Consider the following 25,903-nt stretch of genomic DNA (forward strand, 5'->3'; position numbering starts at 1 on the left):
TGTTGGTAACGGATATGCGCGATCACGCGCGGGGCAATAGAGGCGTCTTCAGCGCAGCCTTTAAGCTGCGGGACTAAGCTCTGACGTTGCCGAGGTCGCGAAGCGTCCGAAGAACCGGCCAGGCAGCCGCGAGCGATCGTCGATGACGATGCGCTGGGGAGTTCCGAAGCTGGTCAGATCTGGAAACATTCCAAGAATATATAGCAGGCCGATCTGGAAGCGCGAGGGCTTTGACGCGCACGGCTGACGCAACAAAAAAGCGCGGGGCGATTGGCCCCGCGCTTTTCGAAACTCGTCGGTAAGCGAAAGCTTACTCGTTGACGGCCTTGGCGTGCTCAGTCTTCTCGACGATGCGGGCCGACTTGCCGCGGAGATTGCGGAGGTAATAGAGCTTGGCGCGACGCACCTTGCCGCGGCGCACCACCTTGATCGAGTCGATCATCGGCGACATCACCGGGAACACACGCTCGACGCCTTCGCCGTAGGAGATCTTGCGGACGGTGAAGCTCTCGTTGAGGCCACCGCCGGAACGGCCGATGCAAACGCCTTCATAGGCCTGCACGCGGGTGCGGTCGCCTTCGACGACCTTCACGTTGACGATCACGGTGTCGCCGGGACCGAATTCCGGAATGTCCTTGCCGGCGGACAGCTTGTCGAATTGCTCTTGCTCGAGCTGCTTGATCAGGTTCATGGGTAAATCTCCATCGGCGCGCCCAGCCTTGGAAACGGGGGCTGCGCGAAATTCGTCTATCCAGCCATTGCGGATGTGGCCGCTCCTATAAGGCAAGCCAGAGCGTTTGTCACCCGTCTGTCTTGTTTTTTGGCGCTTTTTGGCGTCCGGGCCGATTCGGGGCTTTGGGCGGGATTTGGACCCATAAATCGGGTCGCCGGGCCGCCGTCAGGGCCTCGGATTGCGCCCGCCGCCAGGCCGCAACTTTGGCGTGGTCGCCGGATGTCAGGACCTCCGGGATCGGAACCCCTTCGAACAGCTGCGGGCGGGTGTATTGGGGATATTCGAGCAGGCCGTCGGAGAAGCTCTCCTCGGTTCCCGAAGCTTCCTTGCCCATCACGCCCGGCAGCAGCCGGACGCAGGCGTCGATCAGGGCCAGGGCCGCGATTTCGCCCCCTGAGAGCACGTAATCGCCGATCGAGACCTCCTCCAGGCCGCGGGCATCGATCACCCGCTGGTCGATCCCCTCGAACCGTCCGCAGACGATCAGGGGACCGGGTCCCTGGGCGAGCTCGGTGACACGGGCCTGGGTCAACGGCCGACCGCGGGGGCTCATCAGCAGTTTTGGCCGGTCCGGGTCGATTGCAGCAGCATCGATCGCCGCCGCAAGAACGTCGGCCCGCAGCACCATGCCCGGGCCGCCGCCGGCCGGGGTGTCGTCGACGCTGCGGTGACGGTCCGTAGCGGAGGCCCGGATGTCCCGCGCCTCGATCTGCCAGAGGCCGGAGGCCAGCGCCCGGCCGGCCAGGCTCACGCCGAGCGGCCCCGGAAACATCTCCGGAAACAGCGTCAGCACCGTCGCGCGCCAGGGTGTCATTGGATCTCAGTTGATGTCGTCCCGGCGAAGGCCGGGACCCATTACCACTGCAGCCAGTTTTTGCGATGACTGGAGCTGCCAGCTTAGCCAAAACCACGTCCTGTGGTTATGGGTCCCGGCCTTCGCCGGGACGACTCGCGGAGGGGGCATCGCCCTCGACTTCCCCCGGCAGTTCGATCACCACGCGGCCCCCGGCGATGTCGACCGCGGGCACCACGGCGTTGGAGAACGGCAGCAGCATCGTGGCGCCTTTCAGCGGCGCGATCTCGATGATGTCGCCGGCACCGAAATTATGGATCGCGAGCACGCGGCCGAGCGCATCGCCATTGGTGGTGACGGCGGCGAGCCCGATCAGATCGGCGTGGTAATATTCGCCCTCGTCGGTCGCGGGCAGCTTTTCGCGCGCGATGTAGAGTTCGATTCCGTTGAGGCGCTCGGCCTCATCGCGGGTCGTGACGCCCTTGAACGTCGCGACCAGATGATCCTTGGCCTCGCGGACCTGCGCCAGCTCGAACTGACGCCTGCCGTCCTTGGAGAGCAGCGGACCGTAGCGCTTCACGGCAAAGGGATCTTCGGTGAAGGTCCACAATTTGACCGCGCCGCGCACCCCATGCGCGGCGCCGATCCGCGCGACGCAGATCAGCGCCGACATGGATGAGCCTTAGCCCTTCGCAGCGGCTTCGGCCTGCGCCTTGCGCTCCTTGCGCGGCACGGCCTTCTCGGGGTTGTTGCGCGCTTCGCGCTTCTTGACGCCGGCGGCATCGAGGAAGCGGGACACGCGGTCCGACGGCTGCGCGCCCTTGGCGAGCCAAGCCTTCACCTTCTCCATGTCGAGCTTCAGGCGGGTCTCGTTGTCCTTCGGCAGCAGCGGGTTGAAATAGCCGAGACGCTCGATGAAGCGGCCATCGCGGGGGAAGCGCGAATCGGCGACGACGACGTGATAGACGGGACGCTTCTTGGTGCCTGCGCGGGCGAGGCGGATAACGACGGACATCTGGTTCTCCTTCAAAGTACGTTTTGTTCGGTTGATTGGTATTCCGCGTTGCGCGAGACCGATGCGATCCCGTGCGACGAATTCCTCATTTCTTCTTGCCAGGGAAACCGCCGAGACCCGGCAGCGTCGGCTTGCCGCTCAGCCCGGTCAGCCCAGGCAGGTTCGGCAGGCCGGTGCGAAGACCGGGCGGCAGATCCTTCGGCAGGCTGGGCAGACCTTGTCCGCCGCCGGCCTGCATCTTCTCCTGCAGCGCCTTCATCTCTTCGGGAGACGGCATCTTCATGCCGCCGCCAAAGCCCATCGCCTGCGCGATGCCGGCGAGCGGGCCGCGCTTGCCCGAGCCCATGGCCTTCATCATATCGGCCATGTTCCGGTGCATCTTCAGCAGCTTGTTGACCTGCTCGACGCTCTGGCCGCTTCCCGCGGCGATGCGCTTCTTGCGGCTGGCCTTGAGCAGGTCCGGATGACGGCGCTCGTCGCGCGTCATGGAATCGATCACGGCGACCTGGCGCTTCAGGATCTTGTCGTCGATGCCGGCCGCCGCGATCTGGCTCTTCATCTTGGCGATGCCGGGCATCATGCCCATCAGGCCGCTGATGCCGCCCATATTCGCCATCTGCAGCAGCTGCTCGCGCATGTCGTTGAGGTCGAACTGACCCTTGCGCATGCGCTCGGCGGTGCGCGCGGCCTTCTCGGCGTCGATATTGGCGGCAGCACGTTCGACCAGCGAGACGACGTCGCCCATGCCGAGGATGCGGCCGGCGATACGATCGGGATGGAAGTCCTCCAGCGCGTCGGTCTTTTCACCGGTACCGATCAGCTTGATCGGCTTGCCGGTGACCGCGCGCATCGACAGCGCAGCGCCGCCGCGGCCGTCGCCATCCACGCGAGTCAGCACGATGCCGGTGAGGCCGACGCGCTGATCGAACGCGCGCGCGAGATTCACGGCGTCCTGGCCGGTGAGACTGTCCGCGACCAGCAGCACTTCATGCGGATTGGCCGCGGCTTTGATCGCGGCTGCTTCCGCCATCATCTCTTCGTCGAGCGTGGTGCGGCCGGCGGTGTCGAGCAGCACGATGTCGTAGCCGCCGAGCTTGCCGGCTTCGAGCGCGCGCTTCGCAATCTGCGGCGGCTGCTGGCCGGCGACGATCGGCAGCGTCGGAATGTCGAGGTCGCGGCCGAGCACGGCCAGCTGCTCCATCGCCGCCGGGCGATAGACGTCGAGCGAGGCCATCAGCACCTTGCGCTTGTCGCGCTGGACCAGGCGCCGTGCGAGCTTGGCGGTGGTGGTCGTCTTACCCGAGCCCTGCAGACCGACCATCATGATCGGCACCGGCGGCACGGAATTGACGTCGATGGTCTGGCTTTCGGCGCCGAGCGTGTTGATCAGCTCGTCATGGACGATCTTGACCACCATCTGGCCGGGGGTCACCGACTTGACGACGGTGGCGCCGATCGCCTGCTCGCGGACGCGTTCGGTGAAGCTGCGCACGACCTCGAGCGCAACGTCGGCCTCGAGCAGCGCACGGCGCACCTCGCGCATTGCGGCGTCGACGTCCTTTTCGGTCAGCGCCCCGCGCCCCGTCAGACGATCAAGAATGCCACCAAGCCGTTCCGACAGATTGTCGAACAATGCCGTTGTCCTGTTTTACCTCTCCCCGCCTGCGGGGAGAGGTCGCTGCGCCCTTGCGCGGCGGGTGAGGGGGTACGGGACTATCCACGCGCACCATGCGCGGAGAGAGCCCCTCACCCCGACCCTCTCCCCGCAAGAGCGGGGCGAGGCAGAAGAAAGTCCAAACACCTTTGCGCCCGAGGGCGCACAGCGCTGTCGGGCGTTGACCTCTGGCCTCCGGGGCCAGGCGGCGGGTCGAAAAGAAAGCCTTTCCGAGAAAGTGGCGGGGTTAAACGCCGCTCACGCCGAAAAGTCAAGGAAAGTTAGGGTGTCGGGATGCCATTTCTAGGGTAAGGTCTTGAAAACAGGAGGTTTCCGACGATGGGTTCCTTTTTCGGTGGTCCCGCCCATATAGCCGGTGATGTCTTACCGTCCCACTCTCCCTGAAGCCTGCCTGTGCCGATCACCCGCCCGAAGCCTGTTTCGACTGCTTGCCGGGACCGGCGGGCTGGTCGGTATTCCCCTCTGGATGTCCCGCATGAAGACCTATGACGGCCCCGCCTCCGACCATTTCAACGGCCTGCACTTCTTCGATCCGGACGGAGCGCCGCCGAAATCGCTGCGCGAGGTGCTGCGCTGGCAGTTCAGCGGCGGGCGGGAACGGGCGAAATGGCCGGATTGGGCCCCCAGCCCTCACGCCGACACGCCCCCAGAGCGGGTCGACGGCGGCAAGGTGCGGCTCTCGTTCGTCGGGCACGCCAGCTGGCTGATCCAGACCGGCGGCCTCAATATCCTGGTCGATCCCGTGTGGTCGACGCGGGTCTCGCCGGTCAATTTTGCCGGACCGAAGCGGCGCAACGATCCAGGCATCGCCTTCGACAAGCTGCCGAAGATCGATATCGTGCTGGTTTCGCACGGCCACTACGACCATCTCGACATCGCCACGCTGTCGCGGCTGGCCAAGAATTTTGCCCCGCGCGTGGTAACCCCACTCGGCAACGACGTGACGATGCGCAGTGCCGACTCTTCGATCAAGGTCGAGGCGTTCGACTGGCATGAGCGCGTCGAGTTCGGCGGCGGCATTGCCGTGCATCTGGTGCCGACACGGCACTGGACCGCGCGCGGCCTGTTCGACCGCAACAAGGCGCTGTGGGCGAGCTTCGTGCTGGAGACGCCGGCCGGGAAAATCTACGTCGTCTGCGATTCCGGTTATGGCGATGGCAGGCATTTTCGCCGCGTTGCCGAGAAGCACGGGGCATTGCGGCTGGCGATTCTCCCGATCGGCGCCTACGAGCCGCGCTGGTTCATGCGCGATCAGCACATGAATCCGGAAGATGCGGTGAAGGCGCTCGCCGATTGCGGCGCGCAGCAAGCGCTCGGCCATCACCACGGAACGTTCCAGCTCACCGACGAAGCAATCGACGCGCCCGCCAAGGCGCTGGTCGAAGCGCTCGATGCTGCGAAGATTCCGCAGGAGCGGTTCGTCGCGATGAAGCCGGGGCAGGTGGTGGAGATTTAGCTCGGCTCGCGAACCAAACTCCGCGCGTCGTCCCGGATCTGCGCTTACGCTTGTCCGGGACGACAACTGAATACATTGCGCGAGCTTGCGCGCCTTACTACTGCCCCGCCTTGATCGCCCAGCTCACATTCACCGTCACCGACAGCGTTTCCTCACCCGGCGCAACGGCAGCAGGCGCGGCCATCGGGGCTGTGGCCATGCGCCCCTTGAACAGCGGCATCGGAGCGCTGCCTTCGGAGACGCTGAGCGGCGCGCCGAGCGTGACGCCGGTGGCTTTGGCGTAGATCTCGGCCTTGCGGCGGGCGTCAGCGACGGCCTTCTCGCGGGCATCGTCGAGCAGCTTCGAGGCCTGCGTCACCTCAAACGAGATGTTGCCGATATCATTCGCGCCGGCGCCGACCAGCGTGTCGATGATGCCGGCGACCTTGGTCACGTCGCGGATCTTCACCGTGACACGATTGGAGGCGCGGAAGCTGACCACGGGCGAGGCGCCGTTCGAACGGTTCGGCGCATATTGCGGCTGCAGTGACAGGCGCGAGGTCTGATAATCCTTCTCGGCAATCCCGGTGCCCTTCAACGCCAGCAGCACCTTGCCCATCGCGGCGTTGTTGGCGTCGGACGCTTCCTTCGCCGATTTGGCGTCATTGGCAACGCCGGCATCGATTTGCGCGAGATCGGGCGCCGCCGAGATCGTCGCCTCGCCACTGACGGTGATGGCGGACGGAAAATCGTCGGCAAGCGCGGGCGCTGCGAGCAGCGTGGCAGCGAAAATGGCGGCAAGGGCGGCAGGCTTTTTCATCGATCTCACTTCAGCGGCACGAAAACATTGATCACCAGCTTGTCCTCAGCCGTCTTCAGGGGATCGGTGAGGTACTCCTCGATGAAGGTGTCCTTGGCTTCCAGTTTCTTGTCGTCGAGGTGATTGGTGATCGCCTCATAGGTGTTGTCCATGTTGTCGTAGGAGCCGCGATGGACGAATTTCAGCGCCTTGCCCTCCGGCGATTTGCCGATGCTCATGTCCTTGGGCAGCTTCTGCGGGTCCTGGTCGACCGGGATCTCGGCGAGGAAGGTGAAGCCGGTGTCGTCGGTCGAGGTGTAGACGATCATCGAATTGCCGGCGTGCTTGATGCCTTGCTTGTCCAGCAGCGCGTTCAGCGCCTTGAAGGCATCAACCAGGGTGTCGAAGGCGGAATCCCAATTGGCGGTGCCCTTGACCATCACGACCTTCTTGGCCTCGAGCGTGGTCTCCAGGCCAAAGGGATCGGCGGTCTGCACCGGCGCGGGAGCGGCGGCCGCGGCGGGCGGCGATGCCGCCGGGGCCGGTGAGGCGCTGGCCGCAGGCGATGGTCCCGGTGACGGGGTTGCCGCAGGCGCAGGCGAGGCGCTCGCAGCCGGCGAGGGTACGGCCGACGGGGCCGGCGAGGGGCTTGCCGAGGCAGCGGGCGCCGGGCTTGGGGTCTGAGCCAGGGCGTCCGAGAGGCCAAGCGACAAGGCCGCTGCCGGGATCAGCGCGGCCAGAGCGAGACGACGAAACCTAATCATTCTATTCTCCCCAAGGCCTTGGCGACCAAGGCCCAAATCCGGTCGCGCACCCCGGTTCGCGCGAACCGCGCCGTTCTAACACGCGAGTGCCAAATTCGTCCCATGACAGATGCGTCATGGCCATCCCCTTTGGCTGCCGCAGCCAAATCACTGGCCAAGCCGGCAACGATCGCCATATAAGACAGGCGAAATTCAGGAAATTTCATGAGCGCGCTGGCCAACCACGCATTTGCCAAGATGAACGGCATCGGCAACGAGATCGTCGTTGTCGACATGCGCGATTCTGCGGGCCGCATCACGCCGGACGATGCCCGCTCGGTAGCCTCCGCGAATGGCGGCGTGCCCTATGACCAGCTCATGGTGCTGCAGAAGCCGCGGCTCGACGGCACTGAAGCCTTCATCAGCATCTACAACAATGACGGCTCGGAGGCCGGCGCCTGTGGCAACGGCATGCGCTGCGTGGTGCGTCGCATCTTCGAGAAGAGCGGGCAGACCACCGCGACCTTCGAGACCGCGGCCGGCCTGCTCAATGCCTGGCAGGGCCCGGCGCCCGATCTCTACACCGTGGACATGGGGGCGCCAAAGTTCGGCTGGCAGGACATTCCGCTCGCGGAAGAGTTCCGCGACACCCGCTACATCGAATTGCAGATCGGGCCGATCGACAATCCGATCCTGCATTCGCCGTCCGTGGTCAGCATGGGCAATCCACATGCGATCTTCTGGGTCGACGACGTCAAGGCCTATGATCTCGAGCGCTTTGGTCCGCTCCTGGAAAATCATCCGATCTTCCCCGAGCGCGCCAACATCACGCTCGCCCATATCGTCGATCGCGAGCACATCACCATGCGGACCTGGGAGCGCGGTGCGGGTCTCACCCGGGCCTGCGGTTCGGCGGCCTGTGCGACCGCCGTTGCGGCTGCGCGCCTGAAGCGCACCGAGCGCAAGGTCGAGATGACGTTGCCCGGCGGCAAGCTCGGCATCGAATGGCGCGAGCGCGACGACCACGTGCTGATGACGGGCACGGCGACCTTCGAATATGAAGGCAAGTTCGATCCGGCGCTGTTCGCGCCGGTGGGCTGATGGGCGTCGACATCGTCACCTTCGGTTGCCGCCTCAACGCCTTCGAGGCCGAAGTGATCCGCCGCGAAGCGGAAGGCGCGGGGCTGTCAGACACCATCGTCATCAACAGCTGCGCCGTCACCAACGAGGCGGTGGCGCAGGCGCGGCAGTCGATCCGCAAACTGAAGCGCGAGCGGCCGGAAGCGCGCATCGTCGTCACCGGCTGCGCGGCGCAGACGCAAAGCGGCATGTTCGCCGACATGGCCGAGGTCGATCGCGTCGTCGGCAATGACGACAAGATGCGCGGCGATGCGTGGCGCGAGGCGCGCGATGCCTTCGATCTCGGCGCCAGCGAGAAGATCGCCGTCAGCGACATCATGACGGTGAAGGAGATGGCGCCGCATCTGATCGACGGCTATGCGAGCGGCCTGCCCCGGGTGTTCGTGCAGGTGCAGAACGGCTGCGATCATCGCTGCACCTTCTGCATCATTCCCTATGGCCGCGGCAATTCGCGCTCGGTGCCGATGGGCGCGGTGGTCGAGCAAGTCCGCACGCTGGTGGAGCGCGGTCATGCCGAGATCGTGCTGACCGGCGTCGATCTCACCAGCTACGGCGCCGATCTCCCGGGTGCGCCGAAGCTCGGCCTGCTGACCAAGCAGATCTTGCGGCACGTGCCGGAGCTGAAGCGGCTGCGCATCTCCTCGATCGATTCGATCGAGGCAGATGGGGATCTGCTCGAAGCCATCGCCGATGATGCGCGGCTGATGCCGCATCTGCACCTGTCGCTGCAATCCGGCGACGACATGGTCCTGAAGCGCATGAAGCGGCGGCATTCGCGGAGCGATGCGATCGCGTTCTGCGATCAGGTGCGGCGCCTGCGCCCTGACATTGTCTTCGGCGCCGACATCATCGCGGGCTTCCCCACCGAGACCGAGGAGATGTTTTCGCGCTCCCTCGATCTGGTCGAGCAGTGCGGCCTGACGTTCCTGCACGTCTTCCCCTATTCACCGCGGCCCGGAACGCCGGCCGCGCGGATGCCGCAGGTTGCGGGGGGCGCGATCAAGGTGCGGGCGAAGCGGCTGCGTGCAGCGGGTGAGGCCGCGTTGCGGCTGCGGCTGCAGGCCGAGATTGGCGCAACGCGCGAGGTGCTGATCGAGAGCGACGGGCAGGGCCGGACCGAGCATTATCTGCCGGTGGCGATTGCGGGCGGGCGTGTGGGCAGTGTCGTGCCGCTGACAATCGTCGGCAATGATGGCGAGCGGCTAACGACGTAATCCGCTGTCGTCCCGGCGAAGGCCCTAGGGCATGCACACATCTTTCTTGGCAGGAAGTTGCCTTGGGGGATTCCCGAATCGGCACTTTGTGTGATTCCTATTGCGACACTTCGGCTTTGGCGGAGGTGTTGGCATGCTGTCAGGCATCGATTGGACCTTGGGCCGGTTCGGGGATTGTCGTCTCGATAAAGGGGGGCGGCTCTCGTCGAACGCATGGTTGCGGGCAATACGGTCTGCCTGCGTCGGCTTTCCAAGGGAGATCGCGCGCTGGAAGTGCGGTTCAACCGCTTTCTCGGCCACGACAAGGTGACGGCGGAGCGGATTATCGAAAGCTGGAGCGAACGCACGATCACCGCGGTGGAAGGCCGCCACGTGCTGGCCATCCAGGACACCAGCGAGATCCACTTCAACACGACGCCACAACGACGGCGCGGGCTCGGAGAAATCGGCAAAGGCAATAATTATGGCGTGCTGTTGCACCCGCTGCTGGCGGTGGATGCCGACGATGGCACCTGTCTTGGGCTTTTGAGCGGACAGATATGGACGCGCCAAGGCCGCCGCACGACCTCGCACGACAATCGGGAATTATCGGACAAGGAATCGCAGCGCTGGATATCCACCGCCGTTGCGGCCAGGCCGCTGCTCACCAAGGCCTCGGCGGTGACTGTGCTGGGGGATCGCGAGAGCGATATCTTTGCCCTTTATGCCAGTTCGGCCGAGCAGCACTTCCACGTCATCGCGCGCAGTATGCATGACCGCAAGCTTGCAGACCGCAACGCTTTATATGAGGTCAGCGATGCCATGGCCGCGGCGGATCGGCGTGCGGTCCAACTGCCTGCGCGCGCCGCACGGCCGGCACGTCTGGCCCAGCTCGAACTTCGCTTTGGCACGATCGAGCTTGCCCGCCCACAGAGCAAGTTCCTGCGCCATCTGCCGAAAAGCTTGTCGCTGGCGGTGGTCGACGTGCGCGAGATCAATGCCAAAACCGGCGTCGAGCCGCTGCACTGGCGGCTTCTCACCTCTCACGACGTCGCCGGCATTGAAGACGCCTGGCGTATCGTCCAATGGTACAAGCAGCGCTGGATTATCGAGCAGTTCTTCCGCGCCCTGAAGACGCAAGGCCTTAAGCTCGAAGACAGCCAGATCGGAACCGCCGATCGCCTTCTCAAGCTGGTCGCTATAGCCGCCAAGGCCGCCGTCATCACGATCCAGCTTCTGCAAGCGCGCGGTGGCGGTCAGCAGCTCCATCGCGTTGCCTTCAACGACGGCGAAATCGGTGCGCTTGCTGCTCTCAACAAGCAACTCGAAGCCAAGAGCAAACGACTCAAGAACCCGCATCCGCCCGACAGCCTCGCCTGGGCCGCCTGGATCATCGGCCGCCTCGGCGGTTGGGATGGCTATCCATCGTCCAAACCGCCGGGCCCGATCACCTTCAAAAACGGCCTCGAATACTTCAAAGCCGCCGCAGCCGGATGGAGCCTCAGAGATACGTGCATGCCCTAGGGCGAAGGCCGGGACTCATACCGCGTGATCTATCGGTTGCGCGGGGTGCTTTAGTTCGTGAGGGTCCTACGACGCCCGCACCTGCCAGAAGCGCAGCGTGCGCAGCGCATTCTCCGACGTCATGCGCGCAAAATTGCTTTGCGCTCGCGCAAGATCGGCCGGCTTCATCGCGCCGCTGGCGAAACGGCTTTCGAGCACGGCGACCGTGGTTTCCCAACTGAGCTGTGCCGCCTTGCACGGCACCAGCAGGCCGTCTTCGCGCAGGCTCTGCATCAGGGGGCGGATCACCTCGACGGTCGAGCCGGACAGTGCCGCCAGTGCGGCCACGGCCTCTTCATAGCGCCGCTGCCTGGCGAAGCCGAGCAGCGTTGCCTCGTTGAGCTGGCCGGCCGCTTTGAGATTCGCGATCGCCCGCTTGGCACCCTCGAAGTCACGGACGCCCGACATCTCGCGCTCGACGCCGACGGTGACCGCGGCGATCGCGCTCTGGATTTCCTCGAATAGATCGGGCGGCGCACGCGACAGCAGGCGGGTGCGAACGGCGTCAGTTGCGGAGCGCAGCAATCGGCGGCGCAGATCCGACGGCAGGTCGACGCGGACGCCGATGCTCACCGCGAGCTCGGGATCGCTCTCGGCCTGACCGACGATGATCGTGAATCCCTTTCCCGACATGCGCGCGCCCGGATTGGCGGCGAGACGCCGGTTGACGCTGGGATAGCGCCGCGCCAGCAGCGCGTCGGTGACGATCTCCTTCAGCCACCAACGCCCGGCGACCGCAAGCAGATGCGGCTCGCTTTTGTTGGAGGCGATTTTGACCAGCTCGCCGTCGTCGAGGCGCGCGGATTCCTGCAGTACGGGACCGGCGATGCGGATCTCGTCATTGTTGGCGAGACGGCGGATCACGGACGGCGGCGCCTGTGCGATCGGTGCGAGCTGGGCGCTGATCTCAGCGAGCGCAACGCGTGCGCCCATGTCGGCGATGGCGCGCAGCTCGATGGTTCCGATCAGGCGCTCGAGCACGTCGTCAAACAGCGCGATCTGCTCGTCGTTGAAGCTTCCGGCGGAGGACAGGAAGAGGTCGGTGACGCGTCGGGCGGTCTCCAGGCCCTTTTCCGGCGAGCCGGTCCGGATTGCGGACTCGACCTCGTCGATGATCGATAGCTCGGCCGTGGACATGACGCGTTGCTCGTCCTGAGCGGATGGGAGGCTTGTTCTAAGCAACCGCGATCATTAGCGACGAGCCCTGAATGTTTCGTAAACCATGGCGCCATGACCCTCACCCTGAGGGTCTAAAAGACTATTCCCCATTCCACCCGCAGGCGCGGAGCTTTTCGTGCATGTGGGGCGGGGCCGGTGCCACGACGCGGACCGGCTCCTTGTTCCGGGAGATCGGCACCACGATCTCGCGGGAATGCAGATGCAGTTTCGGCTCGCCGAAGCGCGGGCCGTTGCCGTAAATGTTATCGCCGAAGATCGGCCAGCCGGTTGCCGACGAATGCACCCGCAATTGGTGAGTCCGGCCGGTCACCGGTTCCATGGCGAGCCAGGCGAAACCCTCGCCCCGGCCCATCACCTTCCAGTTTGTGATGGCCTTCTGCCCCTCGGGATCGGGCTTCTGCCACCAGCCGCGCTCGGCATTGAGCCGGCCGAGGGGCATGTCGATGGTGCCTTCGTCTTCGGCCGGGCCGCCCTCGACCACGGTCCAGTAGGTCTTGCCGATCTTGCCGTGCTTGAAGAGGAGGCCGAGCGAAGCGGTGGCCTTGCGATGGCGGCCGAGCACGAGGCAGCCGGAGGTGTCCTTGTCCAGCCGGTGGGCCAGCACCGGCGGCCGCGGCAGGCCGAACCGGAGCGCGTCGAAGGAATCCTCCAGATTGGCGCCGCCCTTGGGGCCGCGATGCACCGGCAGGCCGGCCGGCTTGTTGATGACCAGCATCAGGCCGTCGCGATGAAGCACGCGGCCTAAAATCTCATCAGCGGTCAATTCGGGAACATCGAGCAATTGCAAGACTTTCGGACAAGACTTTCGTTTGGGGGCCGGAACGGCTAACACACCCCCGCCATGAACGATACCACGTCAGATCCCCCCAAGCTGAGCTGGTGGCGCCGCCTGTCCAACGGACTGAAGCGGACCTCGTCCTCGCTCGGGACCGCGGTTGCCGATCTCGTCACCAAGCGCAAGCTCGACCGCGCCATGCTCGACGACATCGAGGACGTGCTGCTGCGCGCCGACCTCGGCACACAGGTCGCGGTGCGGATCGCGGACGCCGTCGGCACCGGGCGCTACGACAAGGCGATCTCGGCCGACGAGGTCAAGGACGTGGTCGCGACCGAGGTCGAGAAGGTGCTGGCGCCGGTGGCCAAGCCGCTCGAGATCGATACCGCCAAGAAGCCGTTCGTGATCCTCGTGGTCGGCGTCAACGGCTCCGGCAAGACCACGACCATCGGCAAGCTCTCGCAAAAATTCGCCTCCGAAGGCCGCAAGGTGATGCTGGCCGCTGGCGACACGTTTCGCGCCGCTGCGATCGAGCAGCTCAAGGTCTGGGGCGAGCGCACCAGGACGCCCGTGATATCAGGCGCGCAGGGCTCGGACTCGGCAAGCCTTGCTTTCAATGCGCTGACCGCGGCGAAAGAGCAGGCCATCGACGTGCTCTTGATCGACACCGCCGGCCGCCTGCAGAACAAGGCCGAGCTGATGAACGAGCTCGAGAAGGTCGTGCGCGTCATCCGAAAGGTCGACGCTTCGGCGCCGCATGCGGTGCTACTCGTGCTCGATGCCACCGTCGGCCAGAACGCGCTGTCGCAGGTCGAGGCCTTTCATCGCACGGCGGGCGTGACCGGTCTCGTCATGACCAAGCTCGATGGCACCGCGCGCGGCGGCATTCTGGTGGCGCTCGCGGAAAAATTCAAACTGCCGGTGCATTTCATCGGCGTCGGCGAAGGCGTCGACGATCTCGCGCCGTTCACCGCGCGCGATTTTGCCCGCGCGATCGCCGGAATCGAAAGCTAGAGAATGGACAAGACCCAGCCGCATCCGCTGTTCAAGCTTGCGACCGAGCTCGGTCCGCTGCTCGTGTTCTTCTTCGTCAACGCGAAGTTCAATCTGTTCGCCGCAACCGGCGCCTTCATGGTTGCGATCGTGGCGGCGATGATCGCCTCCTATGTGGTGACGCGCCACATTCCGATCATGGCGATCGTCACCGGCGTGATCGTGCTGGTGTTCGGCACGCTGACCCTGGTGCTGCACGACGAGACCTTCATCAAGGTCAAGCCGACCATCATCTACGGCCTGTTCGCCGCGATCCTCGGCGGCGGCCTGCTGTTCGGCCGCTCCTTCATCGCCGTGATGTTCGACCAGATGTTCAACCTGACCCCGCAGGGCTGGCGCATCCTCACGCTGCGCTGGGCGCTGTTCTTCGCCGGCATGGCGGTGTTGAACGAGGTGGTCTGGCGCACCCAGAGCACGGACTTCTGGGTGAACTTCAAGGTGTTCGGCGTGACCCCGCTGACCATGATCTTCGCCATCGCCCAGATGCCGCTGACGAAGCGCTATGGTGTCGAGCCGGTGTCGCTGGAGACCAGCGAGGCCGAGGCGGGAGACGTCAGGAAAGGGTGACGCCAGCTCCGGCCCGGGCTGCCGCGACCAAAGCGTATTCACGCTGACGTGCACTTCGTGTGCTCTGTTGATCGCTGCCGGTCGGATTCTTCATCGCTCCCTAACCGCAAGCTGAGATTGTTCAGCTCTTTACCTTGCCTGAAAGGCCGCAGGCGATAGCCTTCCGTCGTGAAGTGGATCGCGATCCGATCTGCGGATTGAGCCCGTAGGCCCGAGCAGGGCACGCCGGAGGACCCGGTGGTGAGCGCAAAACAGGACCAGACTGCTGAACACCTGGTTCAGTATCTTCGGCAGCTCGCTCCGCAGGTCCGATGCCGCCTGCTGGCCGAGCTGGAACGGCTGCATCTCCTCGGCGAGGATATTCCGCATTCCGAGCCGTTGATCGCGGCGCTGCGTGCCGAGTTCCGTAACACCGGCCAGAATCATTATCGCGTCGGAAATCCCTCACGCTACTTCTTCGAGCCGATCGAGCCGGTCCTGGTGGACAGGGCGCCGGAGCGGGCCAATCGCGGCCAGATCGCCCGAGGATCACTGGCTCCGATCTGGAGCCTTGTGACGGAGCAATTGCTGCGCAGCATGGCCGCCGACTACATCGCCGATGCGAAGGATGTCATCTCTGCCGACAGGCAGGGCGAGGCGCGGCAGATGGCCCGCGCGTTCCAGAAGAAGGTCTTGATCTCTCTCAACGGCCTGCTTGGCTCTGCCGACGGGGCCGCCAGCATTCGCGATGGGTTGATGGCCTATACCAGCTCGCATGCGACGTTCGACGATCTGAAGAAGATGCTGCGCTACCTCGACATGCAGCGGGAGCTCGAGGATTTTGGCGGTGCGCTCGCGCCGAAGATTGCCCGGCTCGAGGGCGCCAGCCTTTCCAAGGTCCTCGGCCTCCTGAGCGCGCTCAAGGCCAAGAGCATCGATGCCGTGCCGTTCGCGCTCACGATCGTCGCAAGGCGTCTGGAAGCTCCTTGGGAGCTGCTGTCCGTCGCGACCGCTCCGGCCGACGACAGGGCTGCGGCGCGAATCGCGGCGTCCCCCTTCGCGATTGCGGTTTCGATGGTGATCGATCAGATCGAGGAGAAGCACCTCCTCTTGCTCTTCGCGCTCAGGAACAATCGTCCGGTACGGGCCAGGGAGATCGTTGGTGAGATCTACCGGATCGAGGAGGCGCTAAGAACTCAGATCGAGCTCAAAGGATCCGACTGGGCCCGGCAGCTGGATGACCTGATGAGCGCCGTCCAGGCCGCCGTCGACGCGGAGATCAGCACCATTCCGGGCGATCACCGGCACCTGACGCACATTCTGGAATCGCCGCGGTTGCGTCCGGACCATTCCTTTGGTCACAAGGTCGGCCACATGTTCGAGAAGGGCTGGGATGTCGTGGCCGGCTTGCTGGCAGGCAACACGGATCAAACGCCGCGATAATTTTGCTGAGCTCAGGCCGCGGAGGAGCTTGTCCGCGCCGTGGTCAGCTTCCTGCTTTGAGCGCCTTGTCGAGCTCGGGCATGAGCACGGCTTTGAGATTGTCCGGCGTGATCGGGCCGACGAGCTTGTAGACGATCGTGCCTTCGCGGCCGACGACGAACGTCTCCGGCACGCCATAGACGCCCCATTCGATCGAGGCGCGGCCATTGGCGTCGGTGCCGACGCGGCCGAACGGGTTGCCGTAGCGCCCGAGGAAGCGCCGCGCGTTGTCGGGCGTGTCCTTGTAATTGATGCCGACGAGCTGGAAGCGCTTGTCCTTGGCGAGCTCCGTCAACAGCGGCGCCTCGTCATGGCACGGGACGCACCAGGAGGCCCAGACGTTGACGAGGCTGACCTTGCCCTTGAAGGCAGCAGGGTCGAGACCCGGCACTTGCGCGCTCTCGGCCTGCAACCCCTCGAGCGGTGGCAAATTGGTCTGCGGCGCCGGCCTCCCGATCAGCGCCGAGGGAATCCGCGAGGGATCGCCGTTGCCGAGCTTGAACCAGAACAGCACGGCAAGCCCGAGGAAGGCGAGCAGCGGCAGCACCATCAGAAAGGTGCGGCGCGGCGCCGTCGCGGAGGTCGATTGATCGCTCATGGTGTGTCCGTCGCGCTGCGGCCCGAGCGGCGGGTGATGCCGCTGCGCTCGAGCTCGCGCAAACGCTCCGTCTGGTTGCGATAGTCGAGCACGATCCAGCCGATCAGGAGCACGACCACGATGGCTGCCGCAACATAGGACGTCACGATGAAGGACGCATAGGGACCGAGCGACATGATCATGCAGCCCCTTTTGAAGCGTTCTCTTGATGCGAACCGGTCCCCACTTCGCTGGAAAACGCGACGCGGCTCGCCTGCATCATCTGCAAGGAGCGCACGCGCCGGCGCAAAATCTCGTTGCGCATGGCGGCCAAATGAAGCGTGACGAACAGCAGCGTGAATGCGACGGCCATCACCAGCAGCGGAATCAGGAACGATTTGTCGAGCGTCGAGCCGCCCATGCGCATCACCGAGGCCGGCTGATGCAGCGTGTTCCACCAGTCGACCGAGAATTTGATGATGGGAAGATTGAGCGCGCCGACCAGCGTCAGCACCGCCGCGGCACGCGCCGCGCGCGAGGGGTCTTCGACCGCGCGCCAAAGCGCCATCAGGCCGAGATACATCAGGAACAGGATCAGCACCGAGGTCAGCCGCGCATCCCATTCCCAATAGGTGCCCCACATCGGCCGGCCCCACAGCGAGCCCGTCAGCAGCGCCAGGAAGGTGAAGGCTGCGCCGATCGGTGCGGCGGCTTTGGCGGCGACGTCGGCGAGCGGATGTCGCCACACCAGGGTGCCGAGCGAGGCCATGCTCATCACGCCCCAGACGAACATCGACAGCCACGCATTGGGCACGTGGATGAACATGATCTTCACGGTCGCGCCCTGCTGATAATCGTCGGGCGCAAGCGCAGTTTGATAGAGGCCGATCGCGAGCAGGACGACGGTCGCAGCCGCGAGCCAGGGCAGCACCCGCGCTGAGAGCGCGAGGAACCTTGTGGGGTTGGCGAGGTCGATCAGCGACATGGTATCCTGATAATCACCGGGAGCTGCTCACGCAATCAGCATGAAAGCGCGCAGCGAAAGTTGATCGGGGTCAAGGCAACCGGCCCATTTCAGTCCAGTCCATGCTTCAGGCTCGCGGCCGCCGCGAACGGACCGATCACGAGGCTGACCAGCGACAGCGCGCAGAGGATCGAGAACGGTGCGCCGAACGTCATGGGGCCGACGATCACGGCCTGCGAGGCCGCGACGCCGAAAATCAGCACGGGAATCGACAGCGGCAGCACCAGCACGGCCATCAACAGCCCGCCGCGATGCAGCGTCACCGCCAGCGCCGCGCCGATCATCCCGGTAAATGTCAGCGCAGGCGTGCCCGCCAAAAGCGTCAGCGCCACCGCGCCGGTTGCGACCATGTCGAGGTTGAGCAGCAGGCCGAGCACGGGGGTTGCGACAATCAGCGGCAGGCCCGCGGCCAGCCAATGCGCCAGCGCCTTGGCGGCGCAGGCCAGCTCCAGCGGCGTCCGGCTCATCGTGATCAAATCGAGCGAGCCGTCTTCGTGGTCGGCCATGAACAGGCGATCCAGCGTCAGCAGGCTCGCCAGCAGCGCGCCAAGCCAGAGGATCGCAGGTCCGAGCCGCGACAGCAGCGCCAGGTCCGGTCCGACCGCGAACGGCATCAGAACGACCACGGTCAGGAAAAACAGCACACCGATCAGCGCCCCACCGCCGACGCGGAGCGCGATCCGGATGTCCCGGCGGATCAGGGCGGAGAGGGCGGTCATTGGGGGGGCCTTTCCGCGGGGTAGACATGAAAGCCCGGCTCGTCCCACAGGCATGCTGCGCTCGCTCCCCCGCTTGCGGGGGAGGGTTGGGGAGAGGGTGTCTCGACAACGAAGACTCCCGCGGAGGAGATAACCCTCACCCGGCGCTGTGCGCCGACCTCTCCCGCAAGCGGGAGAGGCAAGGGAGCCCGCGGCGATGACCTCGTCGCGGGTGCAAGAGCGCAGTTCTGCCGCTCGAAAAACTGAGGGTCCGCGATCCTCATGCCGCCCCCCCGATCCGCAACTCCCGCGATTCGATGCCGAGCGGCGCATGGGTGGCCGCGATGATCATCCCGCCGCGGGCGAGGTGCTCCCGCATCAGGCCGCCGAACATGTCCTGGCCGGCGACGTCCAGCGCGTTGGTCGGCTCGTCCAGCAGCCAGACCGGGCGGCGGACCGTCAAGAGGCGGGCCAGCGAGAGCCGGCGGCGCTGGCCGGCGGACAGGAAGCCCGCGGGCAGATGGGTGGCGTGGTCGAGCCCGACGGTGGCGAGACTTTCCGCCGCGTCACGCTGCTCGCCGCCGAGAAAATCAGCCCAGAATGCCAGGTTTTCGGCCACGCTGAGCGCCGGCTTCAGGGCATCGCGGTGGCCGAGATAGTGGCATTGCTCCGGTAGCGTCAGCTCGGCATCGCCCCCGTCGAGCGCGATCGTGCCGCCCGCCGGAACGAGCAGGCCGGCGATCAGCCGCAACAGCGAGGTCTTGCCCGATCCGTTGCGGCCCACGACCGCCACGGCTTCGCCGGACGCGGCCCCGAAATCGAGCCCGGAAAAAACCTCGCGCCCGCCGCGCACGCAAGCGACCCCGCGTCCGGACAGCTGCATCTTGCCTCGTACCAAACCGTTCAAAGCCGGGCCTCAGGAAAACTTGGGGTAGCGCATCAGAATTTGTGGCTCGCGACTTGCTGGGTTCGATTGTGGCTGTGGCGGCGCGGTTAGAAAGCTTCTATAAGCCCGGAACTACTTGATGCAGCAACTCAACCTGCCCCTGCAAGCGACCCAGCCGGAATCGCTGACGGTGTTAAAATACCCCTTGCCGGGTATAACTAACAATTGGGATTTCCTACATGACCTCGCTCGACAGCTTCAAATGCAAAAAGACCCTCAAGGTCGGCGCCAAGACCTATGTCTATTACAGCCTGCCCACGGCCGAGAAGAATGGTCTGAAGGGAATTTCGAAACTTCCCTATTCGATGAAGGTCCTGCTCGAGAACCTGCTCCGCAACGAGGACGGCCGCTCGGTCAAGAAGGAAGACATCGTCGCGGTGTCGAAGTGGCTGCGCAAGAAGTCGCTGGAGCATGAGATCGCCTTCCGTCCGGCGCGCGTGCTGATGCAGGACTTCACCGGCGTGCCGGCCGTGGTCGATCTCGCCGCGATGCGCAACGCGATGCAGAAGCTCGGCGGCGATGCCGAGAAGATCAACCCGCTGGTCCCCGTCGATCTCGTCATCGACCACTCCGTGATCGTGAACTTCTTCGGCGACAACAAGGCCTTCGGCAAGAACGTCGCCGAAGAGTACAAGCAGAACCAGGAGCGCTACGAGTTCCTGAAGTGGGGCCAGAAGGCGTTCTCGAACTTCTCCGTCGTGCCGCCCGGCACCGGCATCTGCCACCAGGTCAATCTCGAATATCTCTCCCAGACGGTGTGGACCAAGAAGGAGAAGATGACGGTCGGCAAGAAGACCGGCACCTTCGAGGTCGCCTATCCGGACTCGCTCGTCGGCACCGACTCGCACACCACCATGGTCAACGGTCTCGCCGTGCTCGGCTGGGGCGTCGGCGGCATCGAGGCGGAAGCCTGCATGCTCGGCCAGCCGCTGTCGATGCTGCTGCCCAATGTGGTCGGCTTCAAGCTGAAGGGCGCGATGAAGGAAGGCGTCACCGCGACCGACCTCGTGCTGACCGTCACGCAGATGCTGCGCAAGCTTGGCGTGGTCGGCAAGTTCGTCGAGTTCTTCGGCCCCGGCCTCGACAACCTCTCGGTTGCCGACAAGGCGACCATCGCCAACATGGCGCCCGAATATGGCGCGACCTGCGGCTTCTTCCCGGTCGATGCGGCCGCGATCGACTATCTCAAGACCTCCGGCCGTGCCGCACCGCGCGTTGCGCTGGTGCAGGCCTATGCGAAGGCGCAAGGGCTGTTCCGCACCGCCAAGTCGGCTGATCCCGTGTTCACGGAAACGCTGACGCTCGACCTCGCCGACGTCGTGCCGTCGATGGCCGGCCCGAAGCGTCCCGAAGGCCGCATCGCGCTGCCGTCGGTCGCCGAAGGTTTTTCGCTCGCACTCGGCACGGAGTACAAGAAGGCCGAGGAGCCGGCGAAGCGCTTTGCCGTCGAGGGCAAGGACTTCGAGATCGGCCATGGCGATGTCGTGATCGCCGCGATCACGTCCTGCACCAACACCTCGAATCCGAGCGTGCTGATCGGCGCGGGCCTGCTCGCACGTAACGCCGCCGCGAAGGGCCTCAAGGCCAAGCCGTGGGTGAAGACCTCGCTCGCCCCGGGCAGCCAGGTGGTCGCGGGCTATCTCGCCGATTCCGGTCTGCAGAAAGATCTCGACAAGGTCGGCTTCAACCTGGTCGGCTTCGGCTGCACCACCTGCATCGGCAATTCCGGCCCGCTGCCGGAGGAGATCTCGAAGTCGATCAACGACAACGGCATCGTGGCCGCCGCCGTGCTGTCCGGCAACCGCAACTTCGAAGGCCGCGTCTCGCCGGACGTGCAGGCGAACTATCTCGCCTCGCCGCCGCTGGTCGTCGCCCACGCGCTCGCCGGCAGCGTCACCAAGAACCTCGCCGTCGAGCCGCTCGGTGAAGGCAAGGACGGCAAGCCGGTGTACCTGAAGGACATCTGGCCGACGACCAAGGAGATCAACGCCTTCATGAAGAAGTTCGTGACCGCGTCGATCTTCAAGAAGAAGTATGCCGACGTGTTCAAGGGCGACACCAACTGGCGCAAGATCAAGACGGTCGAGAGCGAGACCTATCGCTGGAACATGTCTTCGACCTATGTGCAGAACCCGCCCTACTTCGAAGGCATGAAGAAGGAGCCGGAGCCGGTCACCGATATCGTCGAGGCGCGCATCCTCGCGATGTTCGGCGACAAGATCACCACCGACCACATTTCGCCGGCCGGTTCGATCAAGCTCACCTCGCCCGCGGGCAAATATCTCAGCGAGCACCAGGTGCGTCCCGCCGACTTCAATCAGTACGGCACGCGCCGCGGCAATCATGAAGTGATGATGCGCGGCACCTTCGCCAACATCCGCATCAAGAACTTCATGCTGAAGGGCGCGGACGGCAACATTCCGGAAGGCGGTCTGACCAAGCACTGGCCCGACGGCGAGCAGATGTCGATCTACGACGCTGCGATGAAGTATCAGCAGGAGCAGGTGCCGCTGGTCGTGTTCGCCGGTGCCGAATACGGCAATGGCTCCTCGCGCGACTGGGCTGCGAAGGGCACGCGTCTGCTCGGCGTGCGCGCCGTGATTTGCCAGAGCTTCGAGCGCATCCATCGCTCCAACCTGGTCGGCATGGGCGTGCTGCCGCTGACTTTCGAGGACGGTACCTCGTGGTCGTCGCTCGGCCTGAAGGGCGACGAGAAGGTCACGCTGCGTGGCCTGGTCGGCGACCTGAAGCCGCGCCAGAAGCTCACCGCGGAGATCGTGTCCGGCGACGGTTCGTTGCAGCGCGTTTCGCTGCTCTGCCGCATCGATACGCTGGACGAGCTCGATTACTACCGGAACGGCGGCATCCTGCACTATGTGCTGCGCAAGCTCGCGGCCTAAGCGCGAATTTGTGAACGGTGGCTCACTGCGACGTGAGTAGAAGGTTAAACGAAGGCGGCCTATCACAAGGCCGCCTTCGCGCGTTTGCGGCATGTTTCAGATGGGCTCGCCCGGCGGAAATCCCGCTGAGACGGTTGAATATGCCGCGCCCCGTAAGACTACGGTGACCATCAGGCGATAAGCTTTCCCCAACGAATGACGATGTGTGACGTTCGACATGACAGCAATGACGACTCCTAATCTGATTTCGCGCTGGTCCGGTGCACTCTGGTCGGGAGCCCTCGGTATCTGCGCCATCGTCGCCATCATCCGTCCCGCCGAGGCCGATCCCCGCGCCGTGGTCGAACTCTTCACCTCCCAGGGCTGCTCCTCCTGCCCGCCCGCCGACAAGGTCATCGGCGACCTCGCCAAGGATCCCTCGATCATCGCGCTGAGCATGCCGATCGATTATTGGGACTATCTCGGCTGGAAGGACACGCTGGCGGATTCACGTTTCTCGGCCCGGCAGCGCGCCTATTCGCGCATGCGCGGTGACCGCGAGGTCTATACGCCGCAAGTCGTCGTCAACGGCGCGACGCATGTCATCGGCAGCGATCGCGCCGGCATCGAGACCGCGATCGGCAAGACCGATATGGGCATGGGCGTCATGAGCGTGCCCGTGACGATGTCGCTGGCGGGCAAGCAGATCAACGTGTCGGTGGCCGCGAGCAAGGAGCCGGCAGTCTCGCATGGCGAGGTCTGGATCTGCTCGATCGCGAAATCGGTGCCGATCGAGATCGGCCGCGGCGAGAACCGCGGACAGCAGATCACCTACCACAACGTCGTGCGCAATCTGCTCAAGGTTGGTGACTGGAACGGACATCCGGAAAGCTGGACCGTGCCGCTCGAGAACTTGACGTCGCGCGACGGCGTCGACGGCGCGGTGGTTTACGTCCAGGATGGCAGCCGCGAGAAGCCGGGTGCGATGCTCGGTGCGGCGTACACGTCGCTGCATTGAAGCAAGCGCTCAGATCGCCTCCGCAAAACTCGTCTTCGTCATTCCGGGGCGCTTCGTGCGCCCCGCAATGACGGTGGTGCGAAACATCCCGACACAAACAAAAAAGGACCAACTCGCGTTGGCCCTCCTTGTCGCGCGTACAGACCCGATCCTGTCCGACCCCGGGGGGCTGGGGGCTGAGGAATCCGGAACCGAAAGGACCGGGTCAACGCACACAGGTCTTTTCGCAGTGCAGGGCGGCAGGCGATGGGCGGAAAAGCGGCGATCCTGTGATTCCTGCTAACGATCCCGTGACGGTTTGCCGCTGAGAAGTTCCACCGTTGCGTGTGTCATGCTCCGCACCGGATCGGCGAGGCGAGGGTCTTCAAGGGACCGATCAAGAGCCTCTTGCGGCGGGGAACAGTTGGCGCAATCATGCAATTGTCATGATCCGCGGTTCCGGGGACGGTCTTCGCGGAGGCGGTCATGCTGATGCGACAGGAGGCGCCCCATGAGTTTGACGTCGGAGGATGCCGACCCGAGCGAGCAGCGCGCAGTGGCGCGCCCTGCCACTGCGAATGCCCAGCCGAGCGGTGTGACGTTCAACCGGCTCGAGCTGAACCGAATTCTCAATCTGTACGGCCGCATGGTCGCCGACGGCGAGTGGCGTGACTATGCCATCGACTTCCTCAAGGACCGCGCGGTGTTCTCGGTCTTTCGCCGCGCCTCCGAAGTGCCGATCTACCGGATCGAGAAGGATCCGCGGCTCGCCCGCAAACAGGGCATGTACAGCGTGATCTCGGCAACCGGCCTGATCCTGCGCCGCGGCCACGAGCTCGACCGCGTGCTGCTGGTGATCGACCGCAAACTGGCGGTGGTGTGACGACCTCCGGTCGTCATTCCGGGGCGCGACGAAGTCGCCAACCCGGAATCTCGCTCCGCAATACGCGCACATAACCTCTGGATTCCGGGCTCGCGCTTCGCGCGCCCCGGAATGACGGGTGCTTTACTTCCCCGGCACCGTCTTCGCGCCCTCGCCGAGATCGCGCTGCATCATCACCGTGTCGAGCCAGCGGCCGAATTTCAGGCCGACATTCGGGTGCGTGCCGATCATCCTGAAGCCGCCTTTGGTGTGCACGCCGATCGAGCCGGCATTGGCGGAATCGCCGATCACCGCGATCATCTGGCGGAAACCGCGTGCCTCGCATTCGGTGATCAGCCGCTCCAGCAGCTTTGAGCCGATGCCGCGGCGGTGAAAGCTCGGATCGAGATAGATCGAGTTCTCGACCGTGAAGCGGTAGGCGGGGCGGGGCCGGTAGGCGCCGGCATAGGCGTAGCCGGCGACGCGGCCGTCGAGGATGGCGACGAAATAGGGATAGCCGCCATCGACCAGCGCGCGATAGCGGCGCGTCATCTCGGCGAGGTCGGGCGGCTCCAGCTCGAACGTTGCGGTGCCCTCACGGACGGCCTGCTGGTAGATGGCGGTGACGGCGGGGAGGTCGGCCTCAAGGGTGGGCCTGATTTCAGGTGCGGACATGGGCGGAGATTAGCAGGGGCCTTACTGTGAGCAACGCCATTTCCGCATGCGTCATGGCCGGGACAAGCCCGGGCATGACGGAGACCCCCCAAAACAAAAACCCCGGCCTCGCGGCCGGGGTTCGTGTCCGTTCTGTCTGGTCTTGCGCTTAGTCGCGCTGGCCGAGGAGCTGCAGCAGCAGCGTGAACAGGTTGATGAAGTTCAAGTACAGCGACAGTGCACCGGTGATGGCTGCGCGCTCTGCGATGTCACCGCCGGCCGAAGCGTAGCCGTAGATGTAGTCGTTCTTCAGCCGCTGCGTATCCCAGGCGGTGAGGCCAGCGAACACCAGCACGCCGACCACCGAGACGATGAACTGCAGTGCCGTGCTGGCCAGGAACAGGTTGACCAGGCTCGCGATGATGATGCCGATCAGGCCCATGAACAGGAACGAGCCCATGCCGCTCATGTCACGCTTGGTGGTGTAGCCGTAGAGGCTGAGCGCACCGAAGGTCGCCGCGGTGATGAAGAACACCCGCACGATCGAGGTGTGCGTGTACACCAGGAAGATCGAGGACAGCGAGATGCCCATCAGCGCCGAGAACACCCAGAACAGGATCTGGGCGGTCGAGGGGGCGAGACGGTTGATGCCGGCCGAGATCACGAACACCATGGCGAGCGGCGCCAGCATGAACAGATATTTCAGCGGGCTCACGAACATCGCGTAGCCGAACGGCGTCAGGAACAGCTTGCCGACGCGCACGGCTTCCGGAGTCGGAACGTCGGTCACGGCAGCCATGTAAACGCCAAGCGCGGCCAGGCCGGTGATGGCGAGGCCAATGCTCATGTAATTGTAGATGCGCAGCATGTAGGCGCGCAGACCGGCGTCGACCGTCGCGGCGTCAACACGCCCGGCGGCCCGGCCGAAAGGAGAAGCGTAATTGCGGTCTAGGTCCGACATGGTCGAATTCCCGTTGGTTGGTCCGGTTCCGGCACGAGGGTCGCCATGCCGCCGGTTCGTCAAAATTCTATCTCGGGCACCGATGTCTGCCGACATTAATTTTGGCTAACAATCGGGGCTCCGAACCCATCCGATATGTGGGAAACTAACACATTCGCTGCAACCGTCCACGCGCGGCCGA

Annotated in this window: 26 protein-coding genes; 10 read left to right on the forward strand and 16 right to left on the reverse strand. The window is 64.7% G+C overall.

Going from position 1 to position 25,903, the window contains the following annotated elements; translation table 11 throughout:
- Window positions 1–310: 310 nt before the first annotated feature.
- The 5 genes from rplS to ffh all read right to left on the reverse strand — a co-directional run bounded on the left by rplS (window position 311) and on the right by ffh (window position 4,174).
- The gene (gene rplS / locus ACWAT4_RS01815; protein ID WP_092233923.1) at window positions 311–691 is read right to left on the reverse strand and encodes a 50S ribosomal protein L19; all 381 of its coding nucleotides are present in this window, start codon (window positions 689–691) and stop codon (window positions 311–313) included.
- A 109-nt stretch (window positions 692–800) separates the two neighbouring features.
- Complete coding sequence (gene trmD, locus ACWAT4_RS01820; RefSeq protein WP_212303191.1) at window positions 801–1,547, reverse strand: tRNA (guanosine(37)-N1)-methyltransferase TrmD; 747 nt, start codon at window positions 1,545–1,547, stop codon at window positions 801–803.
- Between the two features lie 106 nt (window positions 1,548–1,653).
- Window positions 1,654–2,199 carry a ribosome maturation factor RimM gene (gene rimM, locus ACWAT4_RS01825; protein ID WP_449729673.1) on the reverse strand — a complete coding sequence of 182 codons (546 nt, stop codon included), beginning with the start codon at window positions 2,197–2,199 and terminating at the stop codon, window positions 1,654–1,656.
- Between the two features lie 9 nt (window positions 2,200–2,208).
- Window positions 2,209–2,541, reverse strand: a complete 333-nt coding sequence (gene rpsP, locus ACWAT4_RS01830; RefSeq protein WP_166811321.1) for a 30S ribosomal protein S16 — start codon at window positions 2,539–2,541, stop codon at window positions 2,209–2,211.
- 85 nt (window positions 2,542–2,626) lie between these two features.
- Window positions 2,627–4,174: a signal recognition particle protein gene (gene ffh / locus ACWAT4_RS01835; RefSeq protein WP_449729674.1), complete on the reverse strand. Its 1,548-nt coding sequence runs from the start codon at window positions 4,172–4,174 to the stop codon at window positions 2,627–2,629.
- Between the two features lie 517 nt (window positions 4,175–4,691).
- On the opposite strand from ffh, the gene ACWAT4_RS01840 reads away from it, so the two are divergent.
- Window positions 4,692–5,672: an MBL fold metallo-hydrolase gene (locus ACWAT4_RS01840; RefSeq protein ID WP_249149422.1), complete on the forward strand. Its 981-nt coding sequence runs from the start codon at window positions 4,692–4,694 to the stop codon at window positions 5,670–5,672.
- Window positions 5,673–5,769: 97 nt separating this feature from the next.
- Here ACWAT4_RS01840 and ACWAT4_RS01845 read toward each other — a convergent pair whose 3' ends face one another.
- On the reverse strand, window positions 5,770–6,471 hold the full coding sequence (locus tag ACWAT4_RS01845) for an SIMPL domain-containing protein (protein WP_449729675.1): 702 nt from the start codon (window positions 6,469–6,471) through the stop codon (window positions 5,770–5,772).
- Between the two features lie 5 nt (window positions 6,472–6,476).
- On the reverse strand, window positions 6,477–7,214 hold the full coding sequence (locus ACWAT4_RS01850) for a GyrI-like domain-containing protein (protein ID WP_212303186.1): 738 nt from the start codon (window positions 7,212–7,214) through the stop codon (window positions 6,477–6,479).
- 204 nt (window positions 7,215–7,418) lie between these two features.
- Between ACWAT4_RS01850 and dapF the strand changes: the two genes are divergently transcribed.
- From dapF to ACWAT4_RS01865, 3 genes are all read left to right on the forward strand, one after another.
- Complete coding sequence (gene dapF, locus ACWAT4_RS01855) at window positions 7,419–8,294, forward strand: diaminopimelate epimerase (protein ID WP_449729676.1); 876 nt, start codon at window positions 7,419–7,421, stop codon at window positions 8,292–8,294.
- Entirely contained in the window at window positions 8,294–9,547 is a 1,254-nt protein-coding gene (gene mtaB, locus ACWAT4_RS01860; RefSeq protein ID WP_449729677.1) for a tRNA (N(6)-L-threonylcarbamoyladenosine(37)-C(2))-methylthiotransferase MtaB, read from the forward strand. Before dapF ends, mtaB begins: the two co-directional genes overlap by 1 nt.
- 213 nt (window positions 9,548–9,760) lie before the next feature.
- The gene (locus ACWAT4_RS01865; RefSeq protein WP_449729678.1) at window positions 9,761–11,050 is read left to right on the forward strand and encodes an IS4 family transposase; all 1,290 of its coding nucleotides are present in this window, start codon (window positions 9,761–9,763) and stop codon (window positions 11,048–11,050) included.
- Between the two features lie 66 nt (window positions 11,051–11,116).
- On the opposite strand, the gene ACWAT4_RS01870 is transcribed toward ACWAT4_RS01865, so the two are convergent.
- Both ACWAT4_RS01870 and ACWAT4_RS01875 read right to left on the reverse strand, forming a co-directional pair.
- Window positions 11,117–12,226, reverse strand: coding sequence for a DUF2336 domain-containing protein (locus ACWAT4_RS01870; protein ID WP_212303182.1), 1,110 nt, complete (start codon window positions 12,224–12,226; stop codon window positions 11,117–11,119).
- A gap of 121 nt (window positions 12,227–12,347) precedes the next feature.
- Entirely contained in the window at window positions 12,348–13,049 is a 702-nt protein-coding gene (locus tag ACWAT4_RS01875) for an RluA family pseudouridine synthase (RefSeq protein WP_449729679.1), read from the reverse strand.
- A 60-nt stretch (window positions 13,050–13,109) separates the two neighbouring features.
- On the opposite strand from ACWAT4_RS01875, the gene ftsY reads away from it, so the two are divergent.
- The 3 genes from ftsY (at window position 13,110) to ACWAT4_RS01890 (ending at window position 16,085) form a co-directional block, all read left to right on the forward strand.
- Window positions 13,110–14,057: a signal recognition particle-docking protein FtsY gene (ftsY, locus tag ACWAT4_RS01880; protein WP_212303180.1), complete on the forward strand. Its 948-nt coding sequence runs from the start codon at window positions 13,110–13,112 to the stop codon at window positions 14,055–14,057.
- Between the two features lie 3 nt (window positions 14,058–14,060).
- Entirely contained in the window at window positions 14,061–14,663 is a 603-nt protein-coding gene (locus ACWAT4_RS01885) for a septation protein A (RefSeq protein ID WP_212303179.1), read from the forward strand.
- Window positions 14,664–14,903: 240 nt separating this feature from the next.
- The gene (locus ACWAT4_RS01890; protein WP_212303178.1) at window positions 14,904–16,085 is read left to right on the forward strand and encodes a hypothetical protein; all 1,182 of its coding nucleotides are present in this window, start codon (window positions 14,904–14,906) and stop codon (window positions 16,083–16,085) included.
- 43 nt (window positions 16,086–16,128) lie between these two features.
- Here ACWAT4_RS01890 and ACWAT4_RS01895 read toward each other — a convergent pair whose 3' ends face one another.
- The 5 genes from ACWAT4_RS01895 to ccmA form a co-directional block, all read right to left on the reverse strand.
- Entirely contained in the window at window positions 16,129–16,722 is a 594-nt protein-coding gene (locus ACWAT4_RS01895; RefSeq protein WP_212303177.1) for a DsbE family thiol:disulfide interchange protein, read from the reverse strand.
- On the reverse strand, window positions 16,719–16,904 hold the full coding sequence (gene ccmD / locus ACWAT4_RS01900) for a heme exporter protein CcmD (protein WP_212303176.1): 186 nt from the start codon (window positions 16,902–16,904) through the stop codon (window positions 16,719–16,721). Before ccmD ends, ACWAT4_RS01895 begins: the two co-directional genes overlap by 4 nt.
- The gene (locus tag ACWAT4_RS01905; protein ID WP_212424082.1) at window positions 16,901–17,686 is read right to left on the reverse strand and encodes a heme ABC transporter permease; all 786 of its coding nucleotides are present in this window, start codon (window positions 17,684–17,686) and stop codon (window positions 16,901–16,903) included. The genes ccmD and ACWAT4_RS01905 overlap by 4 nt, the downstream gene beginning before the upstream one ends.
- Window positions 17,687–17,775: 89 nt before the next feature.
- On the reverse strand, window positions 17,776–18,444 hold the full coding sequence (gene ccmB, locus ACWAT4_RS01910) for a heme exporter protein CcmB (RefSeq protein ID WP_007598845.1): 669 nt from the start codon (window positions 18,442–18,444) through the stop codon (window positions 17,776–17,778).
- 259 nt (window positions 18,445–18,703) lie between these two features.
- Complete coding sequence (ccmA, locus tag ACWAT4_RS01915; RefSeq protein WP_449729680.1) at window positions 18,704–19,306, reverse strand: heme ABC exporter ATP-binding protein CcmA; 603 nt, start codon at window positions 19,304–19,306, stop codon at window positions 18,704–18,706.
- A gap of 242 nt (window positions 19,307–19,548) precedes the next feature.
- Between ccmA and acnA the strand changes: the two genes are divergently transcribed.
- From acnA to ACWAT4_RS01930, 3 genes are all read left to right on the forward strand, one after another.
- On the forward strand, window positions 19,549–22,269 hold the full coding sequence (acnA, locus tag ACWAT4_RS01920; RefSeq protein ID WP_212424081.1) for an aconitate hydratase AcnA: 2,721 nt from the start codon (window positions 19,549–19,551) through the stop codon (window positions 22,267–22,269).
- 217 nt (window positions 22,270–22,486) lie between these two features.
- Window positions 22,487–23,266, forward strand: a complete 780-nt coding sequence (locus tag ACWAT4_RS01925) for a DUF1223 domain-containing protein (protein WP_449729681.1) — start codon at window positions 22,487–22,489, stop codon at window positions 23,264–23,266.
- 490 nt (window positions 23,267–23,756) lie between these two features.
- Entirely contained in the window at window positions 23,757–24,128 is a 372-nt protein-coding gene (locus ACWAT4_RS01930) for a DUF2794 domain-containing protein (protein ID WP_212303170.1), read from the forward strand.
- Between the two features lie 123 nt (window positions 24,129–24,251).
- Here the strand turns inward: ACWAT4_RS01930 and ACWAT4_RS01935 are convergent, their stop codons facing one another.
- Together ACWAT4_RS01935 and ACWAT4_RS01940 are read right to left on the reverse strand one after the other, a co-directional pair.
- Window positions 24,252–24,782, reverse strand: coding sequence for a GNAT family N-acetyltransferase (locus ACWAT4_RS01935; protein WP_212424079.1), 531 nt, complete (start codon window positions 24,780–24,782; stop codon window positions 24,252–24,254).
- A gap of 148 nt (window positions 24,783–24,930) precedes the next feature.
- Complete coding sequence (locus ACWAT4_RS01940) at window positions 24,931–25,722, reverse strand: Bax inhibitor-1/YccA family protein (protein WP_188104580.1); 792 nt, start codon at window positions 25,720–25,722, stop codon at window positions 24,931–24,933.
- Window positions 25,723–25,903: the final 181 nt, after the last annotated feature.

Source organism: Bradyrhizobium sp. T-1, from assembly GCF_053592855.1.